The sequence below is a fragment of the Mesorhizobium sp. LSHC420B00 genome (assembly GCF_000503055.1).
GTDB lineage: Bacteria > Pseudomonadota > Alphaproteobacteria > Rhizobiales > Rhizobiaceae > Mesorhizobium.
In genome coordinates this window covers 1-24,830 of the sequence record NZ_AYVY01000051.1, presented here as the reverse complement: position 1 = coordinate 24,830, position 24,830 = coordinate 1, and the positions used below count along the sequence as shown (strand labels likewise).

Sequence of the window (24,830 nt, the reverse complement as noted above, 5' to 3'; positions counted from 1 at the left end):
TATACGATTCATTCCAATGCCCCCATTGATATGCAAAGGTATCTCATCCGGCGAGCAAGTTAATTTAATGATCTTCGCGTATCATATATGAAGATAATGATATCCAAAGAGATCAGTCCTTCATTCGAGGATCTCCCAGGTTACCGCCGCACAGCGGACGTTCCTCCGAGAACAGCTGCCATGGCCACCGCCCACGGCATTTTCACCGAGCGGTGCGTACGTCGCTGCGAAAACGGCCAACGCAAAGACATTCAGCGAACGGCTAGTTTAACCTCAGCACCGATGCGCCCGACGGGGCCCTATGAACGCGAAACAGACGCGACCGCGGCATCAGCCGGCCGGCAGATGCGCCCAAGGCAACAAGCGCGCCTGACGCAACGCCGCCAGATCAGCCGAGCCGGTGCAGAAGCAGGCGACGGCCAACTGGCGGATGACGATCTCGAAATGCGCGACAACCGCCTCGGTGGATACTGTAGCCGCGCGCAGCACGCCGGCCGCCTGCCCGACGATGTCCGCGCCCAAGCGGATGGCCTTGGCCACGTCGACGCCGTCGCGGATCCCGCCCGACGCGATCAGCTTCACCGTTGGCAGCGCCCGACGTACCGCCTGCACGCTGGCCGGGGTCGGAATCCCCCAATCGGCGAACGCCATCGCCACTGCACGGTCGGCGGCATCGCGGGCGCGCTCGCCCTCCACCGCGGCCCAACTGGTGCCGCCGGCGCCGGCGACATCGATCACCGCCACGCCCGCCTCGACGAGCGCACAGGCCACCGAGGCGGACAGGCCCGAACCCACTTCCTTGGCCACGATCGGCACGCCCACTCTGCGCGCGGCGCGAGCGATCTGCGCCAGGACGCCGCGCCAGTCGCGGTCGCCCTCCGGCTGTACCGCTTCCTGCAGCGGATTGAGATGGACGATGAGTCCATCGGCCTCCAACGCATCAACCGCCCGGCGCGCCAGGTCCAGGCCGTCGGCCTCGCACAGTTGCGCGGCACCGATATTGGCCAGCAAGGGAATGTCTGGGGCCAGGCGGCGCAGCGCGCGCGTCAGCCCCTGCGAGTTGCGGGATAGCAGGCTCACGCGCTGCGAACCGACGCACATGGCGATCCCCAAGGCTTGCGCTGCCTCGCTCAGATGCCGGTTGATGGCCTCGGCGCGTGGCATGCCGCCGGTCATGGAGCTGATCAGCAGCGGCGCGCGCATGGTCTTGCCCAGCAGCGAGGCGCGCAGGTCGATCTGTTTCAGGTCCAACTCGGGCAATGCGCAGTGTTCGAAACGGATGTACTCCCAGCCGGCGGCGACCGTGGCTGGCGCCGTTAGTCGATCCAGCACGATGTCCAGATGGTCGTCCTTGCGCCGGCTCAGGGCGGTGTCGCTCATGCTCGCTCGATCCGTCGCATCGGGCGACGGCGTTGCGTCGGATCGGACCGACGGCAGCGCGCGCACGCCGCCGCCTCCCCCCGCAGCGTCGCTGCGGTAGCGGCTGGTCGAGGTCTGGTAGTACTGCGCGCGGATGGCCGCCATGGCCTCGATCAACGGTCCCCACGGCGCGGGAAAGCGTTCTTCCGCCATCACCCGGTGCAGCATGCGCGTATGGCCGGCCAGCTCGTCGTTGAGGAACTCCACCACAGGCATAGCCGGATAGCGCTGCAGCAGCAGGATCGCCGCGTTGTCGGCCTCGCTGGCCGACCTGTCCTTGTCGCGTCCATGCAGATCGTTCTGCAGGCGCCCTATCGCGCAGATGAGCCGCAGGACCTGGCGAAAGGCCGGACGCGCGCGCAAGGCCGCCATGTCCAACCCCCACAGCAACGACAGACAACAGAACACGTTCGTGTAGGCGATCGACTCGATGCCGTTGTGCAGGTACTCGGCGTAGGACCAGCGTTCCGCCCCTGCCGCCTGCGCGCGTCCGGCGCGCAGCGCCGCGCAGTAGCACCGGGTATCGTCGAGAAGCTGAGCATAGTCGCGACGATCGTAGGCGAGCGCGGCCAGCGAAGCGCGCAGCACAGCGCAGCCCTCGAATCCGGGGAGCGCGCACGGCCCGCCCTGCCCCAGCGCCTGCTCCACCGCGGCGAGCTGCTCCGGCGCGATCAGGCCAAGGTCGTTGCAATCGTCGAGCCAGAACAGCAGCGCCAGTTCGCGATAGAACGCCACGATCAGCGTTTCGTCCCGCGGATCGCGGCCGGTGCGGGCGCTGGTGTCGCGCAGGCTCGGGTAGATGCGCTGCAGGATGTACTGGCCGCCCCTGACCGCTTCCACGGCATGCTCGTCGGCGAACCCGGTCAGGGAACGCCCCCACCCCAGCACCTGCTGCAGCGCGCGTTCGGTCTGGATCATGGCGCCGCTCCTGCTCCCTCGCCCAGGACGCGCCGCCCCCAATGAAGTGCCAGCCACAATCCGGCAAGTTCGGCCACGCGCACCACCCGGGTGGGGCAATACAGTTCCTTGCCGATCCACAGCGGCGTCTGCGGCAATGCATGCGCCGCATGGCGGGCGAGCATCCACTCCAGCGCACGCGCCACCGCCTGCGCGATGCGCCGGCGCCCTGTCGGCTCTTCGCTCCCGTCCATCACGTGCAACGCGAACAGCGCGTAGGCGGTTTCCTCGAATGTGGACGCGCGACCGGCGCCCCAGCCGCCGTCGTCGCGCTGCGCCTGCATGAGCGCCGCCAGCGTGCGCTCGTCGCGCCACTGGGGCTTGCCTTGCGCCAGCGCAGCGACCGCATGCGCGGTCGGATACAGCCACGAAACGTGCCACTTTTCGTTGTCCCATAGACCGTGCGGGTTGCGATTGGCCTCGACGTAGGCGCTGGTGCCGGCAGCGGGCTTTCCCAACAGTCGCAACGCATGCAGGGCATGGATGTTGGTCGACACCGAGGCATTGCGCTCGCCGGGGAAGGTGACGAACAGCTCGCCGATTTCGAAATGGCGCAACGCATCGACCGCCGGGTCGCGGCCTGCAAGGCGCAGGACGCACAACGCAACGGCGGTGTCGTCCGCATCGGCCGCGAAGTGCAAGGCCGGGCCCAGACCGCGCACGCCCAGGCGGGCGTCGAGCTGCGCGACGATCACTTGCACCGCCTCGGCGAGCGCGGGATGCGCGAACAGACCGGCCAGATGCAGGGTGTACAGCGACCAGCATGGCTCGAACACATTGATCGGCCAGACGTTGGGAAAGACACCTTCGATGCCGCTGCGCGTCGCCCGCGATGCCGCCTGCAGATACGCGTCGGCGCGCCCGACCTGCGGCGTGCTTCCCTGTGTCACGGCGTGCGCACGCCACGCGGCGGTGGCCGCCGGACTGATGCCGATGCTGCCGTCGTCATCCGGGCATGCGGTGGTCGGCGACGTCCCCCAGGCTTCCCATGAGTGCAGCAACGGATGGCCGCTCGGCAACGTCCCCACCGCCCCCAGCTTGGCCAGGCACGCTTGCCGCAACGGCAACAGCGCCGGGTGGCGCGGAAACGCCACGCCGCCCAGCAAGGATGCGGCCTCGCCGCACGACTGCGGCAGGATCAGCTCCGCGCCGATCGGCGCGTCTTCCGGCACCGCATGCGCGTAGGGATCGGGCTGGCGCTCGAGGAACCGGGTTGCAGCCTGGACTGCGTCGGCAGCGCCGGGAAGAGGATCGGCACGCTGCAATGCCAGCAACGCCGCCCACGTGGGCGCATGGCGGAACAGCGGGAAGTCCGCGCTTCCCCATCCGCCATCGGCCTGTTGCTGCGCGATGAGCCACGCGTATGCGTCCTGCCGACCGGTGATGTTGCCGTGGAACTGCAGAGCTCGCGCCGTGTCGTAGACGGACGGACCGACGCTGCCGCCGTCGCTCATCTCGCTCAGCAGGTGGCGCAATTCGGAAAGGATCTGTTCGGACAGCGCGTTCACGCGGGATGTTCCTTCTGCAGACGGTTGGCGAGGACCAGGATCGGGCAACCGCTGCGATCGGCGCCGCGGACTCGGACAAAGAGCAGCATGCATCGCCCGCCGACCGGTCGCAGCAGCATAGGGCGAGTCCATGCGGACGGGCGCGCTCATGCGTATGGCGCGGACAGATACACGTTGGCCCGCTGCAGCATCTGCGCCAACCGTTCCGCACGCGGCCCCAGCGGGACGATGGCCTCCCCGGCGTCGCGCAACAAATCCAGCGCGAACTGGCGCGCTGCCTGCAGCCCCATGATCGACGCGCAAGTCGGCTTCTGCGCCGCCGCGTCCTTGCCGGGGGTCTTGCCCAGCGTCGCGGTATCCGCTGTCGCGTCGAGAATGTCGTCGATCACCTGCAACGCCAGCCCGAAACAGGCGGTGTAGCGATCGAGCGCACCGTACAGCCCAGCGTGCGCGGCATCCTCCGCGATGGCGCATAGCGCGCCCATGCGAACGGACGCGCGCACTAGTGCTCCGCTCTTCATCCGGTGCATCGCCACGATCCTGTCCAGCTCGGCGTGCTTTCCGACCAGCGACAGATCCATGGCCTGCCCGCCTGCGGCACCCTCGGCGGACACCGCCTGCGCCAGTTCGCGCACGAGCGCGATACGGTTGTCGCCCGGCGCATCCAGGCTCGCCAGGGTCAGGAAGGCGTGCGCCTGCAGCGCATCGCCGACCAGGATCGCAGTGGCTTCGCCGAACTTGACGTGCACGGTCGGAAGGCCGCGGCGAAGCACGTCGTCGTCCATTGCGGGCAGGTCGTCGTGGACCAGGGTACAGGCGTGCATCATCTCGATGGCGGCGCCGACGTCGTCGAGCGTGTGCGCCGGCGTGTCGGCCAGTGCGCCGGCAGCCATACAGAGCAAGGCGCGGGTGCGCTTCCCGCCATTCAAGGTGGCGTAGCGCATCGCCGCCATCAGCTCGGTCTCACCGTCGTCTTCGGCGCAGAGAAGACGCGCCAGCGCCTGTTCGACCCGTTTTGCGCCGTCCTGCATCCAAATCTCCGGCAGCAGCCTGCCGGATGCGCCGCGCGCCTGCGCGCCCAATCCGCCGAGCGCGGAAACGCCAGTTCCGTGGTCGTGTAGCGTGGAACCGGTCTGCATGTCGTTCATGTCCTTGTACCTGACAGCAGACGGCCACGGCGAGCGGCGAGCCGATGCAGTGTTGCCGGCGTCGCACCGAGCGCGCGCGCCGAGTGCAGCAATGCCGCGCGTCGCCGGCGCCGCTGCCTCGCCACACGGGGTATGCGATGCCAGCTCACGAGAATCCGATGCGGATTTTCATGGAGGGTTGTGCTGTCGGGTAATAGCGCCGGCCTTTTTCGGCGTCGCTCAGCAACCGCGGCCGCACCCCGGCCTTGTGCATGGTCAGCGCCAAGGCGATGCTGAACTGCACCAGTTCCAGCCATACCAGGTGGTAGCCGATGCAGACGTGTGGGCCGCTGCCGAACTGCAGCATGTCCACCGGCCCGATCGGCCCCGTGCGTTGCAGCCACCGCGCCAGGCGGAACTGATCAGGCGCCTCGTGCAGCAGCGCCGAGGTCGAGAAATGCAGCAGCGGGATGCATAGACTTGTGCCCGCGGGAATGCGGCGCTGGCCGAGTTGTAATTCCTGCGTCGTGCGACGCGGTATGAGCGAGGACGCCGGATGCATGCGCAGCGTCTCGCGGAACAGCGCCTCGGCGACCGGAAACTGCGCCAGGTCCGCGTGCCGGGTCGGCACCGCGCCCACGCGTTGCGCCTCCTCGACCAGGGCGTCCCACAGCTCAGGCTGCCGCGCCAGCTCGATCACCATCCAGGCCATCGTCGAGGCGGTGGTCTCGTGACCGGCAAGCAGCAGCAAGCGGATGTTGGCGACCAGGACGTCATCGGAGAGCGCATCGTCGCTGCGATCGAAGGCGCTCACCATGTCGTTGATCAACCCGGTGCGCGCGGCATGCGCACGCGCGTCGCGGATGAACTGGCGCGACTGCGCGTCGATCCAGTCGCGGGCGGCGCGGCCGCGCCGCAAGGGCGTTCCGGGCAGGTCGACCGGGGGCGCGACGATCAACTGCAGCAGTTGCCGGTACTTGCGATGCCACTCCGGCAGGTCTTGGGCGGGGATGCCCATGAGACTGAAGGTGAGCTTGAGCATCAGGTCGCCGGTTTCGGGCAGGATAGTTACTTCACCGCGGTCGCGCCACGCCTGCACCCGGGCCTGGATGACGGGCTCGAACAGCTCGCCAATGCCGGCCTCGGTCAGCCCCCTGGGCAGGAACGCCGCCTTGATCCCATCGCGCGCCTGCCGGTGCGCGCTACCGTTCAAAGTGACCAACGTTCCGCCAAGGATTTCGGGCGCGATCTCTTCGATCAGCGCCGAGGACACGTGCTTGTGCCGGAGCAATGCGATCACATCCGGATCCAGGCAGGTCATCAGGTGTCCGGCACGACCGAAGTCCAGCCAGAAGTGGCTGCCCAGCGTCCGCTCCGCGCGCCGCAGCAGGCGCGGCAGGTCGCAGACGATGGCGGGAAGATGCCCGACCAGGGGAAAAGCGCCGGGCATGACCGGGACATCGTATCGCAGCCGGTGCCGTCGGTTGAGCGGGTTGAGCAGCATGTCCATCACCTCCTTGGCGCAGCGTCCGCTTCGGCGGTGTCGCCGGATGGCCGCGCGGCGCGGCTGTTGCCACCATCGGCATATGTCGGCACATGCGTCAGCATGCCGCCGTCGATGCACACGACCTGGCCGGTGATGAACGCAGCATCGTCGGAGAGCAGGAACGCCACCAGCGCGGCCACGTCCTCGGGACGGCCGACGCGCGGCAGGAGCTGGTGCCGTCGCAGATGCCGTTGCATGCACTCGTCCAGCTTGGCGAGGAGACGCTCGGTCATGATAAGACCCGGCGCAACCGCGTTGCAGCGGATCTGCGAGTGACCGTACTGGGTGGCGAGCGAGGCCGACAGCATATTCATCGCCGCCTTCGAGGCGGCGTAGGACGTCTGCGCGGTATCACCGCTGAGCCCCTGGCACGACGACATGTTGACGATCGCGCCACCGCCACGGGCCATCATCCGTGGGATGGCCTGCCGGCAGCAGAGCAGCGTGCCACGCAGATTGGTCGCCATCGTCTCATCCCAAACCGCCAGGTCCAGGTCGAGGATCGCGCGGTCGCGCGGGGTCAGATGCATGGCGCTCGCGTTGTTCACCAGCAGGTCGACCCCACCAAAGTGCTGCTCCGCCGTCTCGAACAGCGCGGCCACCGCCTGCGCATCGGCGATGTCGATGGCCAGGGCCAGCGCGTGGCCCGCTTCGGCCGCGATCTGCGCGGTGCAGGCGACGGCAGCCGAGCCATCAATGTCGGCCACCACCACTCGGCCCCCCTCCCGCGCGATGGCGAGGGCGCATGCCTTGCCGATGCCCGCGCCAGCGCCGGTCACCACGGCCACCTTGCCTTCAAACCGTCCCATCGTGTCTCCTGGATTGCCTTGGTCTTTCGCGGCATGCCGCTCGGCCTCCGCCGGAGAGGGCGCCGGATCGGCGCTGGCGGGCTCGTCATCGCCAGCGTCGCTTTCGATGACCCGAATGGCGGCGACCGGGCACTGGCTGGCCGCGAGCCGCACGGCGGCATGCAGCGCCTGCGGGACCGTCGCCACGCACACTTCGGCCACGCCGTCTGGTTCGCGCTGGCGAAAGGTGCCCGGCAGCGTCAGCACGCACTGTCCGGTGGTTCCGCACAGATCCTGGTCGACCACGACGCGCATCTCAGCCCTCCTGCGTATGCAGCCACACCGGCAGCGCGCGGAATGTCCTAAGGAACGCGGAGGGCTCCCGGGTCGGCTGCTCGGCCAATGCCAGCGTGGGGAAGCGCGCCTGGATCCGCGGCAGGCTCTCGGCCAACTGCACCCGGGCCAGTTGCGCACCGAGGCAGAAGTGGATGCCGTGGCCGAAGCTCAGCATGATCTTCCCGTCGGTCGACATGCCAGGACTGGTGCCGTAGAACCGCGCGGGATCGAAGCGGTCGGGATCGGCGAAGGCGTCCGGGTCGCGATTGCCGGCCGCGATCAGCACGCGCACGTCCGCGTTCTTCGGGATCACCACGCCGCCCAGTTCGATGTCGCGCTGGGCGATACGCGGAATGGAGCTGAACATGGCGGGCGCGTCGCAGCGCAGGACTTCTTCGACGAATGCCTTCACCCCCACGGCGTCTCCCTGCAGCCAGTGCCGCTGTTCGGGATACGCCAGCATCGCCAGCACCGCATGGTCGATGGCCGCAGCAGTGGTGGCGAAGCCGCCCAGCAGCATGCCCCACAGCATGCTGATCAACTCCGCATCCGACAGCGTGTCGGCATCGTCGTCGTGTGCGCCGACCAGCATTGACACGATGTCGTGGCGGGGATCGGTGCGCTTGCGCTGTATGAGGTCGCCGAAGTAGGCCTGCACCCTGGCGCTGGCCGCGTCCGCCGCGGCGAGCTGGGGATCGCTGGCGTGCGGGCTCAGGCCTTCCAGAATGGCGCCGATGCCGGCAGCGAGCCCGAACATGTCGTCCTGGGGCATGCCGAACAGTTCGGCGAAAACCAGCATGGGCAAGGCCAGCGCGAATTCGCGATGCAGGTCCACCGCCTCCCCGCGCTCCAGCGCGGGCGCCATGCCGTCCAGGCGCGCTGCGACGATGCGCGCGATGCTCGGCCGCAGGTTGTCGATCTGGCCCATGGTGAAATCGCGCGAGATCAGCCGGCGCAGACGCGTATGCGTCGGTGGATCCTTCATCGCTAGCGTGGACGCCAGCAGATTGAGTGACAGGCTGGTCTGCGCACGCGGGAAATAGCGCGCCAGGTCGCCCGGCGCCGGTCCCCGAAACGCATCGCCCGTGGCTTTGAGCGCCCAGTAGATGTCGGCGTGGCGGCTCAACAGAAAGAGGCCCGACGCCGCGCGATGCACCGGATCGTGCTCGCGCAACCACCGCATGAACGGATACGGGTCGTTGATGCACGCTGGCGACGCCAGTTCGGCGAAGGCGTCCCGGCATGCTGCCGTGGTTTCTTGCACATCCATCTTGGTTACCTGTTGGCTGGTGATCTGACCGGCGCCCGCCAGGGGCGCCGGCAAATTGCGGAGAAGATCGCGATTCCCGGCGGCGTCCGCGCCTCACCAGAGCACCGGGAACTCCTCGAACCCGCCAGTGATGATCTCCTTGCGCAACTTCAGTTCTTCGGGCGCCACCGCCAGGCGCAGCGCGGGAAAGCGCTGAAAGATCGAACCGAACACTACCTTGAGTTCCAGCCTGGCCAGCGCCGCGCCGATGCAGTTGTGCGGCCCGTAGGAGAACGCCAGGTGCGGGTTTTTCTCGCGTCCGATGTCGAAGATTTCCGGGTCGTCGAAGTGGCGCGGATCAAACGACGTCGCCGGCAGGCCGACCAGCACCTTGCTCTCCGCGGGAACATGCACGCCCGCGATGGTCACGTCGGTCCTCGGATAGCGCATGATGCCGTCCCAGCCCGCGCCCGGCGGGTACATGCGCAGGATTTCCTCCACCGCCTTGTCCACCAGGGATGGATCGCCAACCAGGCGTTCGCGCTGTTGCGGATGGCGGAACATGGCCAGCAGGCCGAATTCGATCTGTGCGACGGTGCTCTCGTGCCCCGCCACCAGCATGCCCGCCGCCAAGCCGATCGCCTCTTCCTCGGTCGCCTTGCCCTGGTCGACCGCCGCGAGCAGATCGGTCAGCACGTTGTCGCCCGGATCCTGGCGCTTGTCCCGCAGCTTGCCGCGAATGTAGGCGCGCAGTTCTTCCCACGCCAAGCGCGACGCGCTTCGCGGGCCGCTTTCATGCTGGTGCGTCATAACCTCGTCAGACAGCCCGGCGAAAAAGGCGTGATCCTCGTAGAGCACGCCCATCAGCGCGCAGATGACCATGGCCGGAAGCGGAAAGGCGAGGTGACGCCGCAGGTCGGCGGGCTGGGGTTGGGCCGCCAGCGTCTCGAATAACTGCGCGGCGATCGCCTCGACCTGCTGCGCGAGCAGCTTCACCCTGCCATTGCTGAGGGCCGGCGCCACGATCGTGCGTAACCGGGCATGCTCGCCCCCCTCGTGCGAGACCAGCCACCCCGGCGAACCGAGCATCACCGAATCCGGCGTGAATGCCGCCGGCGGCATTCCCGCGGGCCGGAACGCCGCGTCGGACAGCACCGCCTTGGCTTCGTCGTACCCTGTCACCCACCAGCCATCTTGCCCGGACGGGAAGCGCACGCGGTGGATCGGACCGTTGGCGCGCAGCGCCAACATCTCGGGCGAGGGCTCGATGTGATCGACGCGCCACATCGGCAGCGTCGGCAAGGGTTGTTCGGACATGGTGGCACTTCACTCTCTAAGCGATGGAAGGGCGGAGGTGACCGGCAGGCGCTGCGGGCAGCCAATGACGTAAGACAGCATGTAGACGAAGTCCTCCGCGGCGGTAGCCCGCGTGTAACTGTCTAGGCATACCGCGCGGCGCGATGCAGAACTTTATCCTGCGCCTTCGAGTTCAGGATCAGGCGAGTGTGGTGGGCCTTTGAGTCGCGGCCGGCCATCAGGATTTCCCGCGCAAGGGTCGACAAGGGCGGCGAGCCTGTTTGGTAGGGGGCGGTTTCGCCGATGCCCCTTCCCATAGAATGCTATCTGACGCGGATTTGACATTTTGCTTTTCTTTCATCGTTCCATCGATCGCGGTGTCATCCACGAAATGAAGGTCGGGCGGCGGCTCCCGAAGGAGCTTCAAAACTCGTGCCAATCTGGCCGACCCAGCATAAGCAAAAAAATTGTGGTTGCTTTTCAGTGAATTAGCCTGAGGCCAAAGAAGAGCTCGGCGAAATAGACCGGTGTCGCGGACCAACAAAAGGCGACAGAACAGTGTCGGATAGTACGCCTCGGCGACCTTTTGGTCAGGCTTGCGACATTCTGGTCCAGTTTCGAACATAAGAGGGTTGCAAACAGGACCCGCTTGGAGAATTCGATCCTCACGGAACCAGGGCGCTTGCCGAAGAGCGTGCGCTCATGGTTGCTGCCACAGGCGGGTGTTCGCAATAGCCGTGCCTGCGCACGCAAGAACACGCTAGCGGCATACGCTATGCAATCGCTGCAGTGCCCGCCGGTGCGAGGTGGTGCATCGGCTCGGCTGCGTTCGTCTTTGCCCAGCTGGGGCGGAAGCGCCCAACATCGCACCATACAGCACCGTTGTTGGGTGTCGTGACTAGGCGGTTATAGCGCGCGCCCGATCTTGGCGAAGACACCGCCTCCGAGAAAAAGGGGGCGGTCCAAAAGCATGTCTATTTGAAATGGCACGCCGCTTGCTGCTCCTGGTTAGAGCCCATCAAATCACGATGAAAGCGACAGCGCCATGCCCGACACCCGAAGCTCTAGACCGTGGCCTGAGGAGACGGTGCCCGTTCCCGCTGAACATCGGTACATCGTCTCCTCCGGAGGTCCGTGCTCGGCAGGCGCTTTGCGCACGACTGGTCCGATGCCGGCACGCCAACACATGGCGCTCGCGCAATTGCCGTTTACCGGTTTTGATCAGCATGTGAGTGCCCAAGAGCCCGATCAAAGAGGTACCGAAGCCAAGGTCGGCGGGTCACTGGCAAATATCGACGATACGCCGAACCAGTTGAGTGACGCGGGTCTCTTGCGTGAAGTCACATCTGAGGCCTCCACACGCTTCCGATATTGGCTACTTCCGGCCGCTATCACTTTTCCCCGGGCACGAGCGCGAGTGATCGATGCCGCCATAGCCGTGGAAAGACTGCCCAAGCGGCTCGACGGCCTCCAGCTCGCCCAGATCGATGGCGTTCGGGTGGCGAAGACCAGCAGCCAAAACGTTCCCATACATCCGGATGGCAAGAGGAAGTTGCGGCCGCGAGGGCCTCATTTCATGCCCGGCATACGAGCCTTTGCTCGGTATTGCGCCAGCCTCTGCCAGAATCCAGCGTGCCAGTTTTTTTCTTGAGGAGCAAGTTGATGACCGTTCAAAAGAAGGTTCCCTTCGTCACCTTTCTCACGCGTGTTCGCGATGAGTCAGTCCAGGGCCCAAATCCATATCGCTGGGAAGAAAAGACATCTGACGACTACTTTGCCGGCAAGCGCGTCATCCTGTTCTCGCTGCCTGGCGCCTTCACTCCGACCTGCTCGACCTACCAACTGCCCAATTTCGAAGACCTCTATGATGAGTTTGAGAAGGAGGGAATTGACGCGATTTACTGCGTCTCCGTCAACGATGCCTTCGTCATGAATGCATGGGGGAAGTCCTTGGGCCTGCAGAAGGTCGAGCTCATTCCCGATGGCTCAGGCGAGTTCACACGCAAAATGGGCATGCTGGTCGCCAAGGACAATCTCGGCTTCGGGATGCGCTCCTGGCGCTACGCCGCTCTGATCAACAATGGCGTGGTGGAGCAGTGGTTCGAGGAGGAAGGTTTCTCCGACAACTGCGAGGCCGACCCCTATGGCGTCTCATCCCCGCAAAACGTTCTCGAAACGCTGAAGGCCGCCGCATGACCTAGAAAACTTTTCCTCCCTGGTGCCATTACCCACCCCAAGAAGCTCCTCGACAGGATGTCGCGCTCACCATGCAATCCTCAGCAAGCCTACTTCAGCGCCAGAAGCAATCCATGGTCGCATCGCCTCAACTCATTGAGTCGATTCGCTTGCTGCAACTGGCGCATACTGAACTGCATCAGTTCGTGGAGCAGGAAATCCAGAAGAACCCGCTCTTGGAATCTGCGTCAAACGATGACGGGTCTTTTGGCGATGTTTCGATTTCGGGAGCGGATCAGCCTATCGGCCCACGTGCAAACGCCGTTGACGGACCGACCGGGGCCGGGTCACTCCGCAACAAGACCAACAACCCGTCGGGTAATGGCCCTTCCCTCGACGAGTTTGCCACCCTCGCCGAAACATTGCACGACCATGTCGCTGGTCAGATCGCCCTCACTGCGTTCACATCAAAGGAGCGGCTGATCGCTCACCAGCTTGCCGCCGATCTGGAAGACACTGGCTATCTTCGGGCCAACCTTTTGGAGCTAGCCGAGAGCCTGAATGTCCAGGAGGCTGATGTTGAACGGGTTCTCGGAACCTTGCAGCACTTTGATCCACCGGGAATTTTTGCGCGAACTCTCGAAGAATGCCTCGAGCTCCAGTTGCGCCAGCGAGACCGGTTCGACCCGGCAATGGCAGCTTTGGTTGCCAATCTTAAAATGCTTGGGCGACGCGATTTCCAGGCACTGAAGCAGCATTGCGGTGTCGATGAAGACGACCTTCTCGACATGTACCATGAGATTCTTGCGCTCGATCCCAAGCCTGGAAACCGGTTCCAGTCCGGTCCGTTGGAATCCATCATACCCGACGTCTGGGTCATGCCCTCGCCGGAAGGCGGATGGAAGATCGAACTTGATCCGGCCACACTGCCCAAGGTGCTGATCAACCGAGCCTACTATGCCGAAGTCTCGCGTCACACCGTCCAAAATTCGAAAGATCAAGCATTTCTCAACGTATGCTTGGAGACTGCGAACTGGCTGATACGCAGCCTCGATCAGCGCGCCAACACGATTCTTAAGGTTGCGACTGAAATCGTGCGCCAGCAGGAGGCCTTTTTTGAACATGGCGTTGCTCACCTGCGGCCTCTCAATCTCAGGACCGTCGCTGACGAGATCGGCGTGCACGAGTCGACGGTAAGCCGGGTGACCTCGAACAAGTACATGCTTACCCCGCGCGGAATCTTTGAACTGAAGTATTTTTTCACCGTCGCGATCGCTTCCTGCGAAGGCGGCGATGCCCACTCCGCCGAAGCTGTCCGCCATCAGATCAAAGCGATAATTGCCGCAGAACCTCCCGGCGACGTGCTTTCCGACGATGCCATCGCTGTCCGGCTGAAGGAAACCGGCATGGATGTTGCGCGCCGCACCGTCACAAAATATCGCGAGGCAATGAACATCCCCTCCTCCGTACAACGCCGCCGGGAAAAGCGCCTGTGTCTTTAAGTGGGTCAAGGCAGCCAACCTCATGTTGCGGTACATCCAAAGTGGAGACTTCGTTCGTGACCCAATCCGCGGCAGGCGTGATGGACGCTGTTCGGCACGACCCAGAAAAGCCCGACCAGCCGTCTGGTCCCGCATGGGGTGCGGTCATTTCGCTTTCCTTGGGCACCTTCGGGCTGGTGACGGCAGAGTTTCTGCCTGTCGGCCTACTCACGCCGCTCGCGCATGATCTCGGTGTCACCGAGGGTGCGGCTGGACAGGCGATGACGGCGACCGCCATCGTCGGGGCGATCTCGGCGCCGACGATGGCCATCATCACAAAGCGCTTGGACCGCAGGATCGTCATTTGGGCGATGACGCTGTTACTGATCCTATCGGACGTTCTGGCGGCCGGCGCGTGGTCGCTGGCGGTTCTCCTGACGGCACGCGTCGTGCTCGGCATAGCGCTCGGAGGCTTCTGGTCGCTGTCGGCAGCACTGGCGATGCGGCTCGTCCCAAGCCACCTCCTGCCGCGCGCCATGTCGATAATCCTCACCGGTGTTTCCGTCGCTACAGTTTGTGCAGCTCCAATCGGCGCTTATGTCGGCGATATCTGGGGATGGCGAAGCGCGTTCATACTCGCCGCTGTCGTCGGCGCCGCAACACTGCTGGTGCAACTCGTAACCATTCCGAGGCTGCCTCCGGTTGGAGTGGCCAGCTTCCGCAGCCTGCTGGATGTGGCCAAGATCCCGATGATCAAGGTCGCGATTTTTGTCGTCCTACTGGTCGCTTCCGGCCACTTCGCCGGATTCACCTATATCCGCGCCTTCCTCGAGAAGGTTCCCGCGCTCGATGTCGAGATGATCTCGCTTGTGTTGCTTGCCTTTGGCATCGGCGGATTCTTCGGCAATTTGGCCGGGGGGCTTCTGGCCGAGTACAGTCTCAAGACAGTCGCGGCCCTTGCACCGCTGCTCATAGCGATAGCCGCTGTCTCGCTGCTGACGGCGGGAGCATCGGCCTCGGCCGCGGCGATTGCGGTTGCCGCATGGGGCTTTGCCTTCGGCGCGGTGCCGGTGGGATTGCAGACGTGGATGGTGCGGGGCGCCGCTCCCGAGCAGGCCGAAACCGCCGGTGTGCTGATGGTCGTAGCGTTCCAAGTGGCAATCGCAGCCGGCGCCTTTTTCGGCGGATTATTGGTGGACAATGCCGGGATTGCCGGCGCTGTCGTCTACAGCGCGGTTGCCACGTTCCTCGCCGCCCTGACAGTGTTCGTGCTCGGCCCGAAGCGCGAAACCTATACCGCCTGACAGAAGAGGCCTCAGCAGCGCAGCGCGACGAGAGATGCAATCGCGTCCACCGCGCGGCGCGATCCTCCGCACGATTACTTTGGCGGTTGCAGGCTTCGTTTCGCCGAGCGCATAGGCGACTGGATCGCCGCCGCGGCAGCCTGTTCCGTGTCGGCCTCCGATCTCGCATGGACCAGCGCCAGCGCCTCGCCGGCTTCACCTCCGGGCCATGGCTATCTTCGCCAGACAGGCGAACATTGCCGGAACCGGTTTCCATTTGGCGAGGATGAGCGGTGCCAGCGCGATGAAACCCTCGCCGGCGTCATGTCCTTCACGAAGCCGGCATTCTGCGCGAGTGACAGGTACGCGCCGGCCTTGCCCGCCAGAACGCCGGTGAAGATGCCGCGCGGTAGCGCAGGCAGGTCACCGAAATGCCGGTGGTACCAACGGCGGCCGGATTTTCACCGACGGCGCGAAGCCTTAGGCCGAAGCGGGTGCGAAACAGCACCAACCAGGTGAATGGCACCATCAGGGACGCGACATAGACCAGCAGCCAATGGCCCGAGATCAGCTCGGAATAGACCGGCCCGAGCACCAGCACGCCGCGCACCGCTTCGGCGCTGGGCAGAATGATCGCCTCGAAGCGCGAGTCTTCGGAGAGCGCCGGCGCGCGCCCTGCCGGAACCAGGCCTGGCCGAGAATGATGGTGGAGCGCGGCAGCGGTGAAACGGATGGCGACGCCGAAGACGATCTGGTCGCCGCGATGAGTGATCGAGGCGAAAACCGTGCACCAGCGCGAAAAACACGGCGGTCGCTACGGCGGCGCCCAGGCCGAGCCGAGCCTGCAACCGCGGCCGCCGAGGCGCCGGCAAAGGTGCCGGCCAGCATCTTGCCCTCGAGCCCCGTGTCGAAGACGCCGGCCCGCTCCGAATAGAGCCCGGCCAGGCAGGCGAGCAGCAACGGCACGGAGAACACCAGTTGCTCGGCGGCGATGGTGCGGGTCCGGTCCTGCTCCGCCATGATGAGGCGACCGCCGAAGCGAGCATAGGCGCAACCGGACAGCAGGCACAGCATTCAAATCCTCGAAGGCGAAAGTTCGACGTTCGACAAGAGACAGATGGTGCGGCGCGAGCCCTGGCGCTTGTACGACCGACGAAAGCGGCTCTTAATCCAAGCCCATGCCGTTCTTGATCCGTGTGAGGCGGCTTTCGCCTTCCTCCGGGCCGAAGCAGCTTTCGAAATCATTGCATTCCCGGCAACTGGGNTCCGTGTGAGGCGGCTTTCGCCTTCCTCCGGGCCGAAGCAGCTTTCGAAATCATTGCATTCCCGGCAACTGGGCGCGCTGCACAGCGAAAAACCTTCGGCCTCGCAGAGCTTGCGGTAAAAGTACTTCTTCCATTTCATGTTTTGGGTGTTGCCGGCCGCCAGCGTCGGAAAATGCGAGGCGAGCAGGCGGCCGAGCTCGGTCCGATTAAAAAGGCCGAGGTCCTGCCAGAGATGGTCATTGCGCATGGCACGCCGGGCGATGATCTTGGCGAAGCGGGCGCTCGCCTTGTCGCCCGGCCGGGCATGCGCCAGCAGCAGTCCACGCAGAAGTTCTTCCTCCAGATCCGGCTCGGGCTCGCTCACCTCTTCCAAGACAAACGCGTTGATAGGAATAGCAGGGAAACTGCGGGCCAGGACATCGCGCAGCTCGGCGCGCGAAAGGCCGGTTGCCGCCGTCGCCGTCGCCTCGCCGGCCTCGATCTCCTCGAGCGCACTTGAAAGCACACAGGCAAGCACATGCTGGTCGAACCTTCTCTCCAACTCGATCTGCGGCCATTGGCCAGTGCTGAGCCGGGTATAGTGTTGGGCAAACATGGTGCCGTTCTCCTGGTTTGTCCTATCAAGTCATGCAGCGACCCGGTCGGCCGCAACATGGGTCGGGCAGTTCTTCGGGCAGAAGCGGGCGCCAGGCTCCGCAGGCAATGCAAAGGCCGGCAATGGTCGAGAACCATGATCATGCGATCGAGCTCGCCGTCGAAATCGTATCCTCGCCGTCGCAGACGCTGAGGATTTCACCCGCATGACCGACGCCGTAAAGATGCGCCTCTCCGACGCTTCCGGATTTGCTACCGCTCGCTCAATAGCACTGGGGATAAGACCCCAGTATAGGAAGATGGCGGCGTCCATTTAGAAATGAAAGCATTTTTTCGTCACTTGCATGACCTGACATATCGATCAGGTAGTGATGATCATCCAATTCCTGGAATGTCGGACGTTCGTAGATCTTCAAGATCTCGATCCCGCTTTGCGCCAGATCTCGCATGAAGCTTCCAAATTCCTGTTCCCGGGTGCGAAGGTGGAGGGTCGTCCGATCATAGCCGGTGGCATCTCCCGACCGAGCACCCACCAGCGCGTGACGTTAGCATAGCTGGCTCGCTTCCGAGGGCAATGTTCTGAATGTATAGCTGCTGACCGGGGACACAAGCCCAAGGCAGAGTCAAACACGTCAGTTGTAGAGTTGCCTTCTTCATTTGCCGGCTACATCGCCGACTCCATCTTCAACAAAAAGATGTAACTCCCTCTGGGACGCGGCAAGCGCCTCCTAGACGTGACTTGCGAACCTTCGTTCAATTTCGTATTTGCGCCAATTCTCTAGGGCGACTTTCCAGATGGCTGCGCCAACCTCAGCTATGACGCCGGCAGAGGAGGGTTGGATGCCACGCTGTTGCAGCGTCAGGTCAATGAGGCCTACTTTGATCAACCGCACGCCGTTCGTGAGTTCCGCCGTTTTACAGGTTTGACACCAACGAATTTTGCGAGCTGGCGAGACGGTCCGCTCACTTCTACGAGTTGAGATCGCCGGCTTTGGCTCGCAGAAGTCAGTAGTGGGTTGAGCCGGCCGGGCAACGCGGCGGAAGCTCCGTTCCTCCGGAACCACTGCAAAGCCGGCCGCAACCATCAACCCCGAAAACGCTGTCCGATGTGGGGGTTCGAATCGCTGGAGCGCTATCGGCAATACAGCGCATCGATCGAAATCACCTGTTAGCCTGTCCTCTGAGCGCGACCGCAACTCCCTTCACGCAAGATGCGCGAGCAGACGGATATCTATCTGACCGAAAGCAAAAAGAAGCCAGGCGTGCCCCACTGAAAGCACAAGCAAGCGCAAAGGTTCCTGAACTGATGCTCGGCTGGCGGCAACTTGCTCGCCAGCCGAGTTGATTTAGCCGGCGGTCGGGGAGACCAGCCAGCCACACGCTGGTGATTCCAACCTGAGCCGATGTGCCAATCAGCAACCTTCACCGGTCTTTTTCACCTGGCCCGGCGCGGCGGTGTTGGCTGCCGTGTCCTGCTGACCAGGCGCCGCCTGCTGAGCGCTGCCAGTCTGCTGGCCGGGCGCGCAGTCCCTGGCCGAGTTCTGATTTGTGGTGCCGCCGGTGGTGGTCGTGTCGGTGCCCTGATCGCCGGACAGGTTGGTCCCGCTGCTCGTCGTGCCGGTGCCCTGATCCGTTGTGCTGGGCATTGTTGTCGTGGTCGAGCTTCCACTCGTCGAGGTTCCGCTCGTCGTCTGGGCAAAGGAAAGCCCGGCCGACACCGCCAGCACGGCCGGAGCCAAAAGGATACGTTTCTTCTTCTTTCTCCTGTCTGAATGCGCGGGGTGCGCTGGCAAATCCAACAGGCAGACAGAAGGAGTGTTCCCCGATGAAGTTCAATTTTGTAACTCCGGTCGTATTAGGATGGCGTATATTAGAAGCCTCTTGAAGAAGACGCTGCCCGCACCAGAATCCATGGTATGGCTCGCGGACAGGCATTGGCGACCAGTGGCCATCATGGCCACGGTTCTAAGGCGGGTAACAGAGGACCGCGTAAGCGTCTCGATCCCGGGTTACGACTTCCCACATTCCATCATCGACCACACCCAGGTGACCGAGGCCAGCAAATCGCCCTGAAAGGGGCGAGGTCACGCGCATCGACGAGGGCACCGTGACGATCGACCTCGGGCCGCTGGTCACGGTCGACCGTGAGAAGGTCCGGTTGGTGGAGAAGTATCGGCCGCCAAAACGACGAAAGGCACTTGTCGATGCCCCGGATTAGAACCGACAACATCGCGACGGGCTATGAGGGCAGGCCGCATGACGGGCCGGTAGAGGACGAGTCGAAGCACTTTGTCTACTGCCCAGTCTGCGGCCAAACGTTCGACGCGCGCGATCTTGGACAGGTGTTCCACCACGCTGAGCCGCAGNCTTTATCTACTGCCCAGTCTGCGGCCAAACGTTCGACGCGCGCGATCTTGGACAGGTGTTCCACCACGCTGAGCCGCAGCACGAGCCGCTTCCGGTCGAGCAATAGTCCAGCAGCAGTTGAGCTCCGGCGGCAGACCGACCTTGAGACCCTTCAGCGCCAGCGACGTACATTGGATCAGAAACGGGTGCTGCGTGCACCGCCCCTTCCCCGCGCGCGGACGCTCCACCTGGACCGCAAAAAAGTCCCGCCGCACTGCCAGGAGGACGGGACCGAATCAAGCGCTTGCACCAGGCGGAGGGACGCGGGGGGGCTTTTTCGAGTGAGCGCGGATCGTAAACGACCCTAAGCGCAACAGCGGCAAAGCGTCTAACAACCGCCGATTGGAGCGACAGGAGGAATTGAGCCACCGACAGGTCAGGTCATCCTAGTACTACAGTTGCGGATCATTTGATGTTCTGATTCACTCGACAGGTTGTGGAGGGAACCATGTCTGTCGCTTCGTGGTCAGGGTCGTTGTTGGCTTGGGAGCAGGAGCTCACGGCGCTGAAGGCGCGGGTTGCGCGGGTGCTTCCTCGTCGTGAGTTGCGGGAGACGGGCGCAGATTTTCTTGACGGCCTTCTTTCCGGCATTGAGCGCAAGACAGGCTGGCTGATGGCCGAGCAGTCCGAGCGGAGCGGCCGTATCGGATGCAGTCGCTGTTGGGGCGCAGCCACTGGGACGCTGACCGGCTCCGAGACGAGGTTCGCGGGTGGTGGAGGCGTTGGCGATGAGGATGGCGTCCTGATCGTCGACGAGACGGGATTTGTGAAGAAGGGCGATCGTTCCGCCGGTGTCGCGCGTCAGTACTCGGGAACGGCGGGGCGGATCGAGAACAGCCAGATCGGCGTGTTCTTGGCTTACGCGAGCCGCTACGGCCAAGCGCTGGTTGATCGTCGCCTTTATCTGCTGGAGAGATGGACAAAGGATCGGGCGCGATGTGCCAGGGCGTCGATCCCGGAGACGGTCGATTTTGCAACCAAGCCAAAGATGGCGCGCGCCATGGTCGAGGCGGCGCTCGATGCCGGCGCCCTGGAGGGGATCGTCTGTTTGAGGAAACCTCGCCCGAGGAACTGGCCAGCGAGTTCGAGCCCCACGACTGGGCCTGTCATGCGGCAGGTGAAGGCGCCAAAGGGCCTCGGCTCTACGACTGGGCACGCATCCGCCGCCCTTGAACGTCAAAAGGCGGCTTCGAGCACTGGCTTCTCGTCCGCCGCAAGCGATCGACATCCGGAGAAAAAGCCTACTACCTGGTCTTCGCCCCGCCCGCTTCCTCATTGGCCGAATTGGCGGCAGTGGCCGGCCTGCGCTGGGCGATCGAGGAGTGTTTTGAGCGCGCCAAGGATGATCTCGGACTTGATCATTGCGAGGCTCGGTCCTGGCACGGATGGCATCGCCATATGAGCCTGTGCATGGCCGCCCTGGCATTCCTCTCGAAGCTATCGGCTGATCTTCGCCGCAGCGCATCGAGCAAACCGAACGAAACGAGTCCAAAGGAGCCAATCGCCGCCTGATCCGGATGGCTGCGCTCGTCCCGAGCGTCCCCGAGATCCGCTATCTCCTCGCCCGGATCCTCATCTTCCCACCGACACAAAAGCCCTTCATCTTAGCCTGGTCGTTATGGCGACGACGACATCAGGCTGCGGCCATCATCTGTCACTACAAACGGCATCGGCATCTGCAACTGTAGTACTAGCCTGCACAGCATTCATGGGACATGGTGAGGATACCTGTTACACCGAACTCCGGTTGTTGGGAGATTCTGCGCATTCGGATAGACGCGGCAACGTGAACTTTCCATCCTGCACGCATCCCGACTCGCCGCCTCAGTCAACGGTATTTTTCATGATCCATTCGTAATAATACGACACGCGCGTATACACACCGTATGTCGTTCCGCATCCTTTCCCCCACGATGTAATTCCAACCAAGATGGCCTTGCCTTGGCTATCGCGTTTGATCAGAGGACCTCCACTGTCCCCTTGGCAAGAATCGGGCCCGCCGTTTTCCTTTCCGGCGCACATCATCCCAGGAAGGATCCCATCATATTTGCGGCTGCACGTTTCGTTGTCGACGTACGGGACCTTGCCCTCTCGGAGCTGGTCTGATGATTCTCGATCTTCTGTCTTTCCCTTGCCCGTCACGATAAGCTCCTTGCCAATAGGAATTTCCGTCGTGGGGGTAGCAAGGCGAATGACCGCTGCGGGTCGCGTACTGTGCACCCGCACGAGCGCCAGATCATGTGGAGGTGGGTATTCCTTCTGCCTCTCTTCATCATGCTTATATTTTTCGTGAACAATAATCTCCACTACATCCAACGAAACGCCATCGACTACTATGGCCTGGACGTGCTTGGCTGTTGCACCCGCTACACAGTGCGCCGCTGTGAGGATCCATCGCGCTCCGATCACCGCTCCACCGCAAATGACGCTATAGCCATCCGCTTGAATATTGAGTTCGACCTGCCAAGGATGCTCTTCGAACGTGGTCAGCTCGCCGCGCACGATTTTCTCACGAAAAGAACTCGTGGGCTCCCGCGTTGAGTCGGGTGGCTCGCTAGATACAGAATATCGAGCATGGGCGTGGTTTCCACCAAAAAGGGCAGCGAGGCCGCAGAGGGCATGACGACGGGTGAAGAGTGGCATCGGTTTACTCGTACTATTTAGCGTTATATGTCCGGCCGTGTGCCGTTGGCGCCACTCATGCCTGCCAAACCCATTAGTCGGCAACCCTCATCTCGCATGTGATTCGGAATGCCGCAGGCAACATGCTTTGTCCTCGATAGGACGCTCTGGTTGCCGTGGGCAGAGGACTTCTTCGGAAAGCGCGACGACGGTACGGGGCCTGTTATAGGCAGGCTCTGCAATACGGTGCTGATGCATCTCGAGACGCTCAAGGTTACTCGCCGCCAGGCACGATACTAATAGCTCCGCCCCATCTAGCCGCTTGCCACCCTTTGCGGAGCGGCGGCTTTTTGCATTTCAGAGACGCCTAAAATACGATTCAATCATTAGATTCACGCGGCATGAGTAAACGTTCTGTCGCCGCGTCCCGGCTCGAGTTCAGCCCCCCGCAAATACCGACCCTGGTGGATCAGCCGCCTAAGGGCGAAGGCTGGATTCACGAAGTCAAATTCGACGGCTACCGCGCGCAGATCATCGTAGAGAACGGCGAGGCGCGTGTGTTCACCCGCAACGGCGACGACTGGTCATGGTTTTCCACCCGAGGGCCAAAGTCGTGGCCCACGGCTGACGGGCGGATAGGGCGAGGCGGGGAATGTCCATCATTCGCCTTCTCCCGAGCGGCGCCGGCTGACCGTCGGCGTGAAATATGCATCGATCACACTGAAGGCCCCCATCACCGCGAAGCATGCGAACGCCGTGCTGTGGTCTATACAACTGCCGGTGACGATACGGTGAGCGACGATGATGGCCACCATTGCGGCCATTTTGATAAGAAATTTGTAGAGTCTCATGCTTCGCCAAAGGGCAGCGAGCGCGCGGAGGGCATGACGACGGGTGGTTGGGGGCATCGGTTTCCTCGTACTATTTGCCGTCGACCGAACCCATGAGTTCGGTCGCCAACGCGCTGATGCTGCTGCGCGACACCTGGGACCCAAGCGAAACGCCGCCGCGCATCCTGATCGGCGGAGCGCTCTATCTCGTCGGCGCGGTGCTCGCCGAAAACGGCACGCCGCCGAGCTGATATTCAGCCACAAAAAGCCCGGTACGAAGGCCGGGCTCTTAATCTATTGGACGGTCAGGCGACGTTGCCGCTGATCCAGTGCGCCAGCGCGGTCTTGGGCAGCGCCGACCTTGGTGTCGGCGACTTCGCCGCCCTTGAAGATCATCAACGTCGGGATCGAGCGGACGCCGAACTGCGACGCGATCTCCGGATTGTCGTCGATATTGACCTTGGTGATCTTCACCTTGCCAGCCATTTCGGTCGAGATTTCCTCCAGCGACGGACCGATCAGCAGCGCCTGGACGCCGATGCGGTCATCGACGGCGCGCTGGGGCAGGGGATGGCCTTTCGTTAACCGCCTGGATGCACCATTTGGGAGGCAGACCTGACATGTAGTTTTCCTTCCGGTTGTTCTATTGGCGGCTGCCCGCGACATGAATGCCGTTGGCAGCTCTCGCCGCCTTGCACCAAGAGTGTCAAGACTCGTGCCAACTTGGCTGATTGGGCCGGAGAAGAAAATTTGTGGTTGCTTTTCAGCTGCTTAGCTCGAGGCAACAAGAGATTGGCTAAGCAGGCGTATGTAGCGGACCCGACAAAGACGACGCAGGGTGTCGGATTTGGTTACTTGCGAGCGCTAGTGACCTCGCCGGAGCCCGACAACTGGCCGGCCCCAATCGGGTGATCCATGTTGGATGTTAGTGCATGCTAGGTGTTTGCGCTTCGGCTGGGGTGGCCGGCGAAGCTGGTCCGGGTTGCGCAGCCGGCCACAGGATCGCATCTGGTGCCGGGGCAATGTCACGTTCGGGCGCGGCGAATGCGTTGGCCATCGCGGATGAATTTCAGACCACAGTTCCAGACACAGCTTCCCATTCCACGATCGCTTGAAGGCGATGCAGGTGAATTTGGAATGCAGATCGTTGGGAACGGGGTGGGACGAAGAGATTTCGGATGGCGGAGAAGATTGAGACGAAGCGTTGCAGATTTCCCGGCGATCTGAACCCTGCATCGTTCGCTCCCGCTTTCGCAGCGGCACATGCGAATTCTCTGCCCGGTTATTCAGGCCCTTATGCGATCGATGTTCGACATTCGGCATGACCTGGCGACGCGCCGCACCATAGGAGCGCAACTTGTCGGTGATTATTCGCTTCGGCGCAATGCCCTGCTTCTTCAGAAGCCGGGTCAGCAATCGCTTGGCAGCCTTGGCTGTTGCGGCGAGCCTGGACGATCTCGTCAAGCACATAACCGTCCTGATCGACGGCGCGCACAGCCAGTGTTTCCTGCCAGCGATGGTGATGACCACCTCGTCCAGATGCCACGCGTCATTCCGGCTGGGCTTCTTGCGATAAAGGCGACGTGCATAGTCCGGGCCGAACTTCTTTGCCCAACGCCGGATTGTTTCGTAGGAAACAACTATGCCGCGCTCCAGCAGCATTTCCTCGACTAAGGCCCAGGCTCAGCGGAAATCGAAAATAGAGCCAGACGCCACGGGCGATGATCTGAGGCGGGAAGCGATGGCGCTTGTAGCTGATGGGCAAAGTGTTCATGCATGTGCGTCTACCGCGTCAGTCTCTCACAAGCCGTTACCGTGACATCCCCCGCCATCGCGCACTACAAGTGTCGATCACATCCGCAACTGTAGTACTAGGTCGCTATCGCTCGCAACCAGACGGTAGCGGAAATTGTTGCGGATGTGGTCGTTGAAATAGCGGCCCTTGGCG

The 24,830-nt window shown here is 63.3% G+C and carries 19 protein-coding genes and 7 pseudogenes; 8 read left to right on the top strand and 18 right to left on the bottom strand.

What is annotated here, in order from left to right; translation table 11 throughout:
• Window positions 1-330: 330 nt before the first annotated feature.
• The 10 genes and pseudogenes from fni to nifH all read right to left on the bottom strand — a co-directional run.
• Complete coding sequence (gene fni / locus X760_RS0140445) at window positions 331-1,380, bottom strand: type 2 isopentenyl-diphosphate Delta-isomerase (protein ID WP_031195410.1); 1,050 nt, start codon at window positions 1,378-1,380, stop codon at window positions 331-333.
• Window positions 1,381-1,464: 84 nt separating this feature from the next.
• Window positions 1,465-2,337: pseudogene (locus X760_RS75920) on the bottom strand (hypothetical protein); the annotation flags it as partial.
• Window positions 2,334-3,884, bottom strand: a complete 1,551-nt coding sequence (locus X760_RS72480) for a hypothetical protein (protein ID WP_023723007.1) — start codon at window positions 3,882-3,884, stop codon at window positions 2,334-2,336. The gene X760_RS72480 and the pseudogene X760_RS75920, both read right to left, overlap by 4 nt.
• Window positions 3,885-4,030: 146 nt before the next feature.
• Window positions 4,031-5,023, bottom strand: a complete 993-nt coding sequence (locus X760_RS72475) for a polyprenyl synthetase family protein (protein WP_023723005.1) — start codon at window positions 5,021-5,023, stop codon at window positions 4,031-4,033.
• A 154-nt stretch (window positions 5,024-5,177) separates the two neighbouring features.
• A complete protein-coding gene (locus tag X760_RS72470; protein WP_023723004.1) occupies window positions 5,178-6,521 on the bottom strand; it encodes a cytochrome P450 in 1,344 nt (447 codons plus the stop codon).
• The gene (locus tag X760_RS0140440; RefSeq protein WP_031195408.1) at window positions 6,521-7,366 is read right to left on the bottom strand and encodes an SDR family oxidoreductase; all 846 of its coding nucleotides are present in this window, start codon (window positions 7,364-7,366) and stop codon (window positions 6,521-6,523) included. The genes X760_RS72470 and X760_RS0140440 overlap by 1 nt, the downstream gene beginning before the upstream one ends.
• A 168-nt stretch (window positions 7,367-7,534) precedes the next feature.
• Window positions 7,535-7,660: pseudogene (locus tag X760_RS79290) on the bottom strand (ferredoxin); the annotation flags it as partial.
• Between the two features lies 1 nt (window position 7,661).
• Window positions 7,662-8,951 carry a cytochrome P450 gene (locus tag X760_RS72465; RefSeq protein WP_031195406.1) on the bottom strand — a complete coding sequence of 430 codons (1,290 nt, stop codon included), beginning with the start codon at window positions 8,949-8,951 and terminating at the stop codon, window positions 7,662-7,664.
• Window positions 8,952-9,044: 93 nt separating this feature from the next.
• Window positions 9,045-10,247 carry a cytochrome P450 gene (locus tag X760_RS72460; RefSeq protein WP_023723001.1) on the bottom strand — a complete coding sequence of 401 codons (1,203 nt, stop codon included), beginning with the start codon at window positions 10,245-10,247 and terminating at the stop codon, window positions 9,045-9,047.
• 131 nt (window positions 10,248-10,378) lie between these two features.
• Window positions 10,379-10,571, bottom strand: a pseudogene (gene nifH, locus X760_RS78660) (nitrogenase reductase); the annotation flags it as partial.
• Between the two features lie 841 nt (window positions 10,572-11,412).
• Between nifH and X760_RS72455 the strand changes: the two are divergent.
• The 4 genes from X760_RS72455 to X760_RS72440 all read left to right on the top strand — a co-directional run bounded on the left by X760_RS72455 (window position 11,413) and on the right by X760_RS72440 (window position 15,186).
• Entirely contained in the window at window positions 11,413-11,877 is a 465-nt protein-coding gene (locus tag X760_RS72455) for a hypothetical protein (RefSeq protein WP_023722999.1), read from the top strand.
• Window positions 11,878-11,888: 11 nt separating this feature from the next.
• On the top strand, window positions 11,889-12,422 hold the full coding sequence (locus X760_RS72450) for a peroxiredoxin (RefSeq protein ID WP_023722998.1): 534 nt from the start codon (window positions 11,889-11,891) through the stop codon (window positions 12,420-12,422).
• A gap of 71 nt (window positions 12,423-12,493) precedes the next feature.
• Window positions 12,494-13,903, top strand: a complete 1,410-nt coding sequence (rpoN, locus tag X760_RS72445; protein ID WP_031195405.1) for an RNA polymerase factor sigma-54 — start codon at window positions 12,494-12,496, stop codon at window positions 13,901-13,903.
• Window positions 13,904-13,959: 56 nt separating this feature from the next.
• Window positions 13,960-15,186: an MFS transporter gene (locus tag X760_RS72440; protein WP_031195403.1), complete on the top strand. Its 1,227-nt coding sequence runs from the start codon at window positions 13,960-13,962 to the stop codon at window positions 15,184-15,186.
• A 222-nt stretch (window positions 15,187-15,408) separates the two neighbouring features.
• Here X760_RS72440 and X760_RS72435 read toward each other — a convergent pair.
• The 4 genes and pseudogenes from X760_RS72435 to X760_RS0140425 all read right to left on the bottom strand — a co-directional run.
• Window positions 15,409-16,185 (bottom strand): annotated as a pseudogene (locus X760_RS72435) (ABC transporter permease); the annotation flags it as partial.
• 54 nt (window positions 16,186-16,239) lie between these two features.
• Complete coding sequence (locus tag X760_RS0140430; RefSeq protein WP_023722993.1) at window positions 16,240-17,025, bottom strand: nitrogen fixation protein NifQ; 786 nt, start codon at window positions 17,023-17,025, stop codon at window positions 16,240-16,242.
• A gap of 30 nt (window positions 17,026-17,055) precedes the next feature.
• Window positions 17,056-17,251, bottom strand: a pseudogene (locus X760_RS78655) (ferredoxin); the annotation flags it as partial.
• A gap of 1,185 nt (window positions 17,252-18,436) precedes the next feature.
• Complete coding sequence (locus tag X760_RS0140425) at window positions 18,437-18,670, bottom strand: hypothetical protein (protein ID WP_031195399.1); 234 nt, start codon at window positions 18,668-18,670, stop codon at window positions 18,437-18,439.
• Here X760_RS0140425 and X760_RS79285 point away from each other — a divergent pair.
• From X760_RS79285 to X760_RS78650, 3 genes are all read left to right on the top strand, one after another.
• The gene (locus tag X760_RS79285) at window positions 18,660-19,097 is read left to right on the top strand and encodes a hypothetical protein (protein ID WP_348633268.1); all 438 of its coding nucleotides are present in this window, start codon (window positions 18,660-18,662) and stop codon (window positions 19,095-19,097) included. The genes X760_RS0140425 and X760_RS79285 overlap by 11 nt on opposite strands.
• A gap of 781 nt (window positions 19,098-19,878) precedes the next feature.
• On the top strand, window positions 19,879-20,832 hold the full coding sequence (locus X760_RS72415; protein ID WP_023722987.1) for a transposase: 954 nt from the start codon (window positions 19,879-19,881) through the stop codon (window positions 20,830-20,832).
• On the top strand, window positions 20,733-20,942 hold the full coding sequence (locus X760_RS78650) for a hypothetical protein (protein WP_245278790.1): 210 nt from the start codon (window positions 20,733-20,735) through the stop codon (window positions 20,940-20,942). Before X760_RS72415 ends, X760_RS78650 begins: the two co-directional genes overlap by 100 nt.
• Before the next feature lie 312 nt (window positions 20,943-21,254).
• Here the strand turns inward: X760_RS78650 and X760_RS72410 are convergent, their stop codons facing one another.
• Entirely contained in the window at window positions 21,255-21,932 is a 678-nt protein-coding gene (locus tag X760_RS72410; protein WP_023722986.1) for a serine protease, read from the bottom strand.
• 779 nt (window positions 21,933-22,711) lie between these two features.
• Window positions 22,712-22,903, bottom strand: coding sequence for a hypothetical protein (locus X760_RS76975; protein WP_023722984.1), 192 nt, complete (start codon window positions 22,901-22,903; stop codon window positions 22,712-22,714).
• Between the two features lie 74 nt (window positions 22,904-22,977).
• Between X760_RS76975 and X760_RS76970 the strand changes: the two are divergent.
• A pseudogene (locus X760_RS76970) lies at window positions 22,978-23,133 on the top strand (bifunctional folylpolyglutamate synthase/dihydrofolate synthase); the annotation flags it as partial.
• 54 nt (window positions 23,134-23,187) lie between these two features.
• Here the strand turns inward: X760_RS76970 and X760_RS78645 are convergent.
• Window positions 23,188-23,404: pseudogene (locus X760_RS78645) on the bottom strand (thioredoxin domain-containing protein); the annotation flags it as partial.
• A 342-nt stretch (window positions 23,405-23,746) separates the two neighbouring features.
• Window positions 23,747-24,544, bottom strand: coding sequence for a DDE-type integrase/transposase/recombinase (locus X760_RS75905; protein WP_084643156.1), 798 nt, complete (start codon window positions 24,542-24,544; stop codon window positions 23,747-23,749).
• Window positions 24,545-24,830: the final 286 nt, after the last annotated feature.

Coding starts and splice junctions, on each gene's coding strand:
- fni (WP_031195410.1), bottom strand. CDS start 1,380: ATGAGCGACACCGCCCTGAGCCGGCGCAAGGACGACCATCTGGACATC.
- X760_RS0140440 (WP_031195408.1), bottom strand. CDS start 7,366: ATGGGACGGTTTGAAGGCAAGGTGGCCGTGGTGACCGGCGCTGGCGCG.
- X760_RS76975 (WP_023722984.1), bottom strand. CDS start 22,903: ATGAGACTCTACAAATTTCTTATCAAAATGGCCGCAATGGTGGCCATC.
- X760_RS72465 (WP_031195406.1), bottom strand. CDS start 8,951: ATGGATGTGCAAGAAACCACGGCAGCATGCCGGGACGCCTTCGCCGAA.
- X760_RS72450 (WP_023722998.1), top strand. CDS start 11,889: ATGACCGTTCAAAAGAAGGTTCCCTTCGTCACCTTTCTCACGCGTGTT.
- X760_RS0140425 (WP_031195399.1), bottom strand. CDS start 18,670: ATGCCCAGCACAACGGATCAGGGCACCGGCACGACGAGCAGCGGGACC.
- X760_RS72475 (WP_023723005.1), bottom strand. CDS start 5,023: ATGCAGACCGGTTCCACGCTACACGACCACGGAACTGGCGTTTCCGCG.
- X760_RS72415 (WP_023722987.1), top strand. CDS start 19,879: ATGTCTGTCGCTTCGTGGTCAGGGTCGTTGTTGGCTTGGGAGCAGGAG.
- X760_RS72470 (WP_023723004.1), bottom strand. CDS start 6,521: ATGGACATGCTGCTCAACCCGCTCAACCGACGGCACCGGCTGCGATAC.
- X760_RS72460 (WP_023723001.1), bottom strand. CDS start 10,247: ATGTCCGAACAACCCTTGCCGACGCTGCCGATGTGGCGCGTCGATCAC.
- rpoN (WP_031195405.1), top strand. CDS start 12,494: ATGCAATCCTCAGCAAGCCTACTTCAGCGCCAGAAGCAATCCATGGTC.
- X760_RS75905 (WP_084643156.1), bottom strand. CDS start 24,544: ATGCTGCTGGAGCGCGGCATAGTTGTTTCCTACGAAACAATCCGGCGT.
- X760_RS72455 (WP_023722999.1), top strand. CDS start 11,413: ATGGCGCTCGCGCAATTGCCGTTTACCGGTTTTGATCAGCATGTGAGT.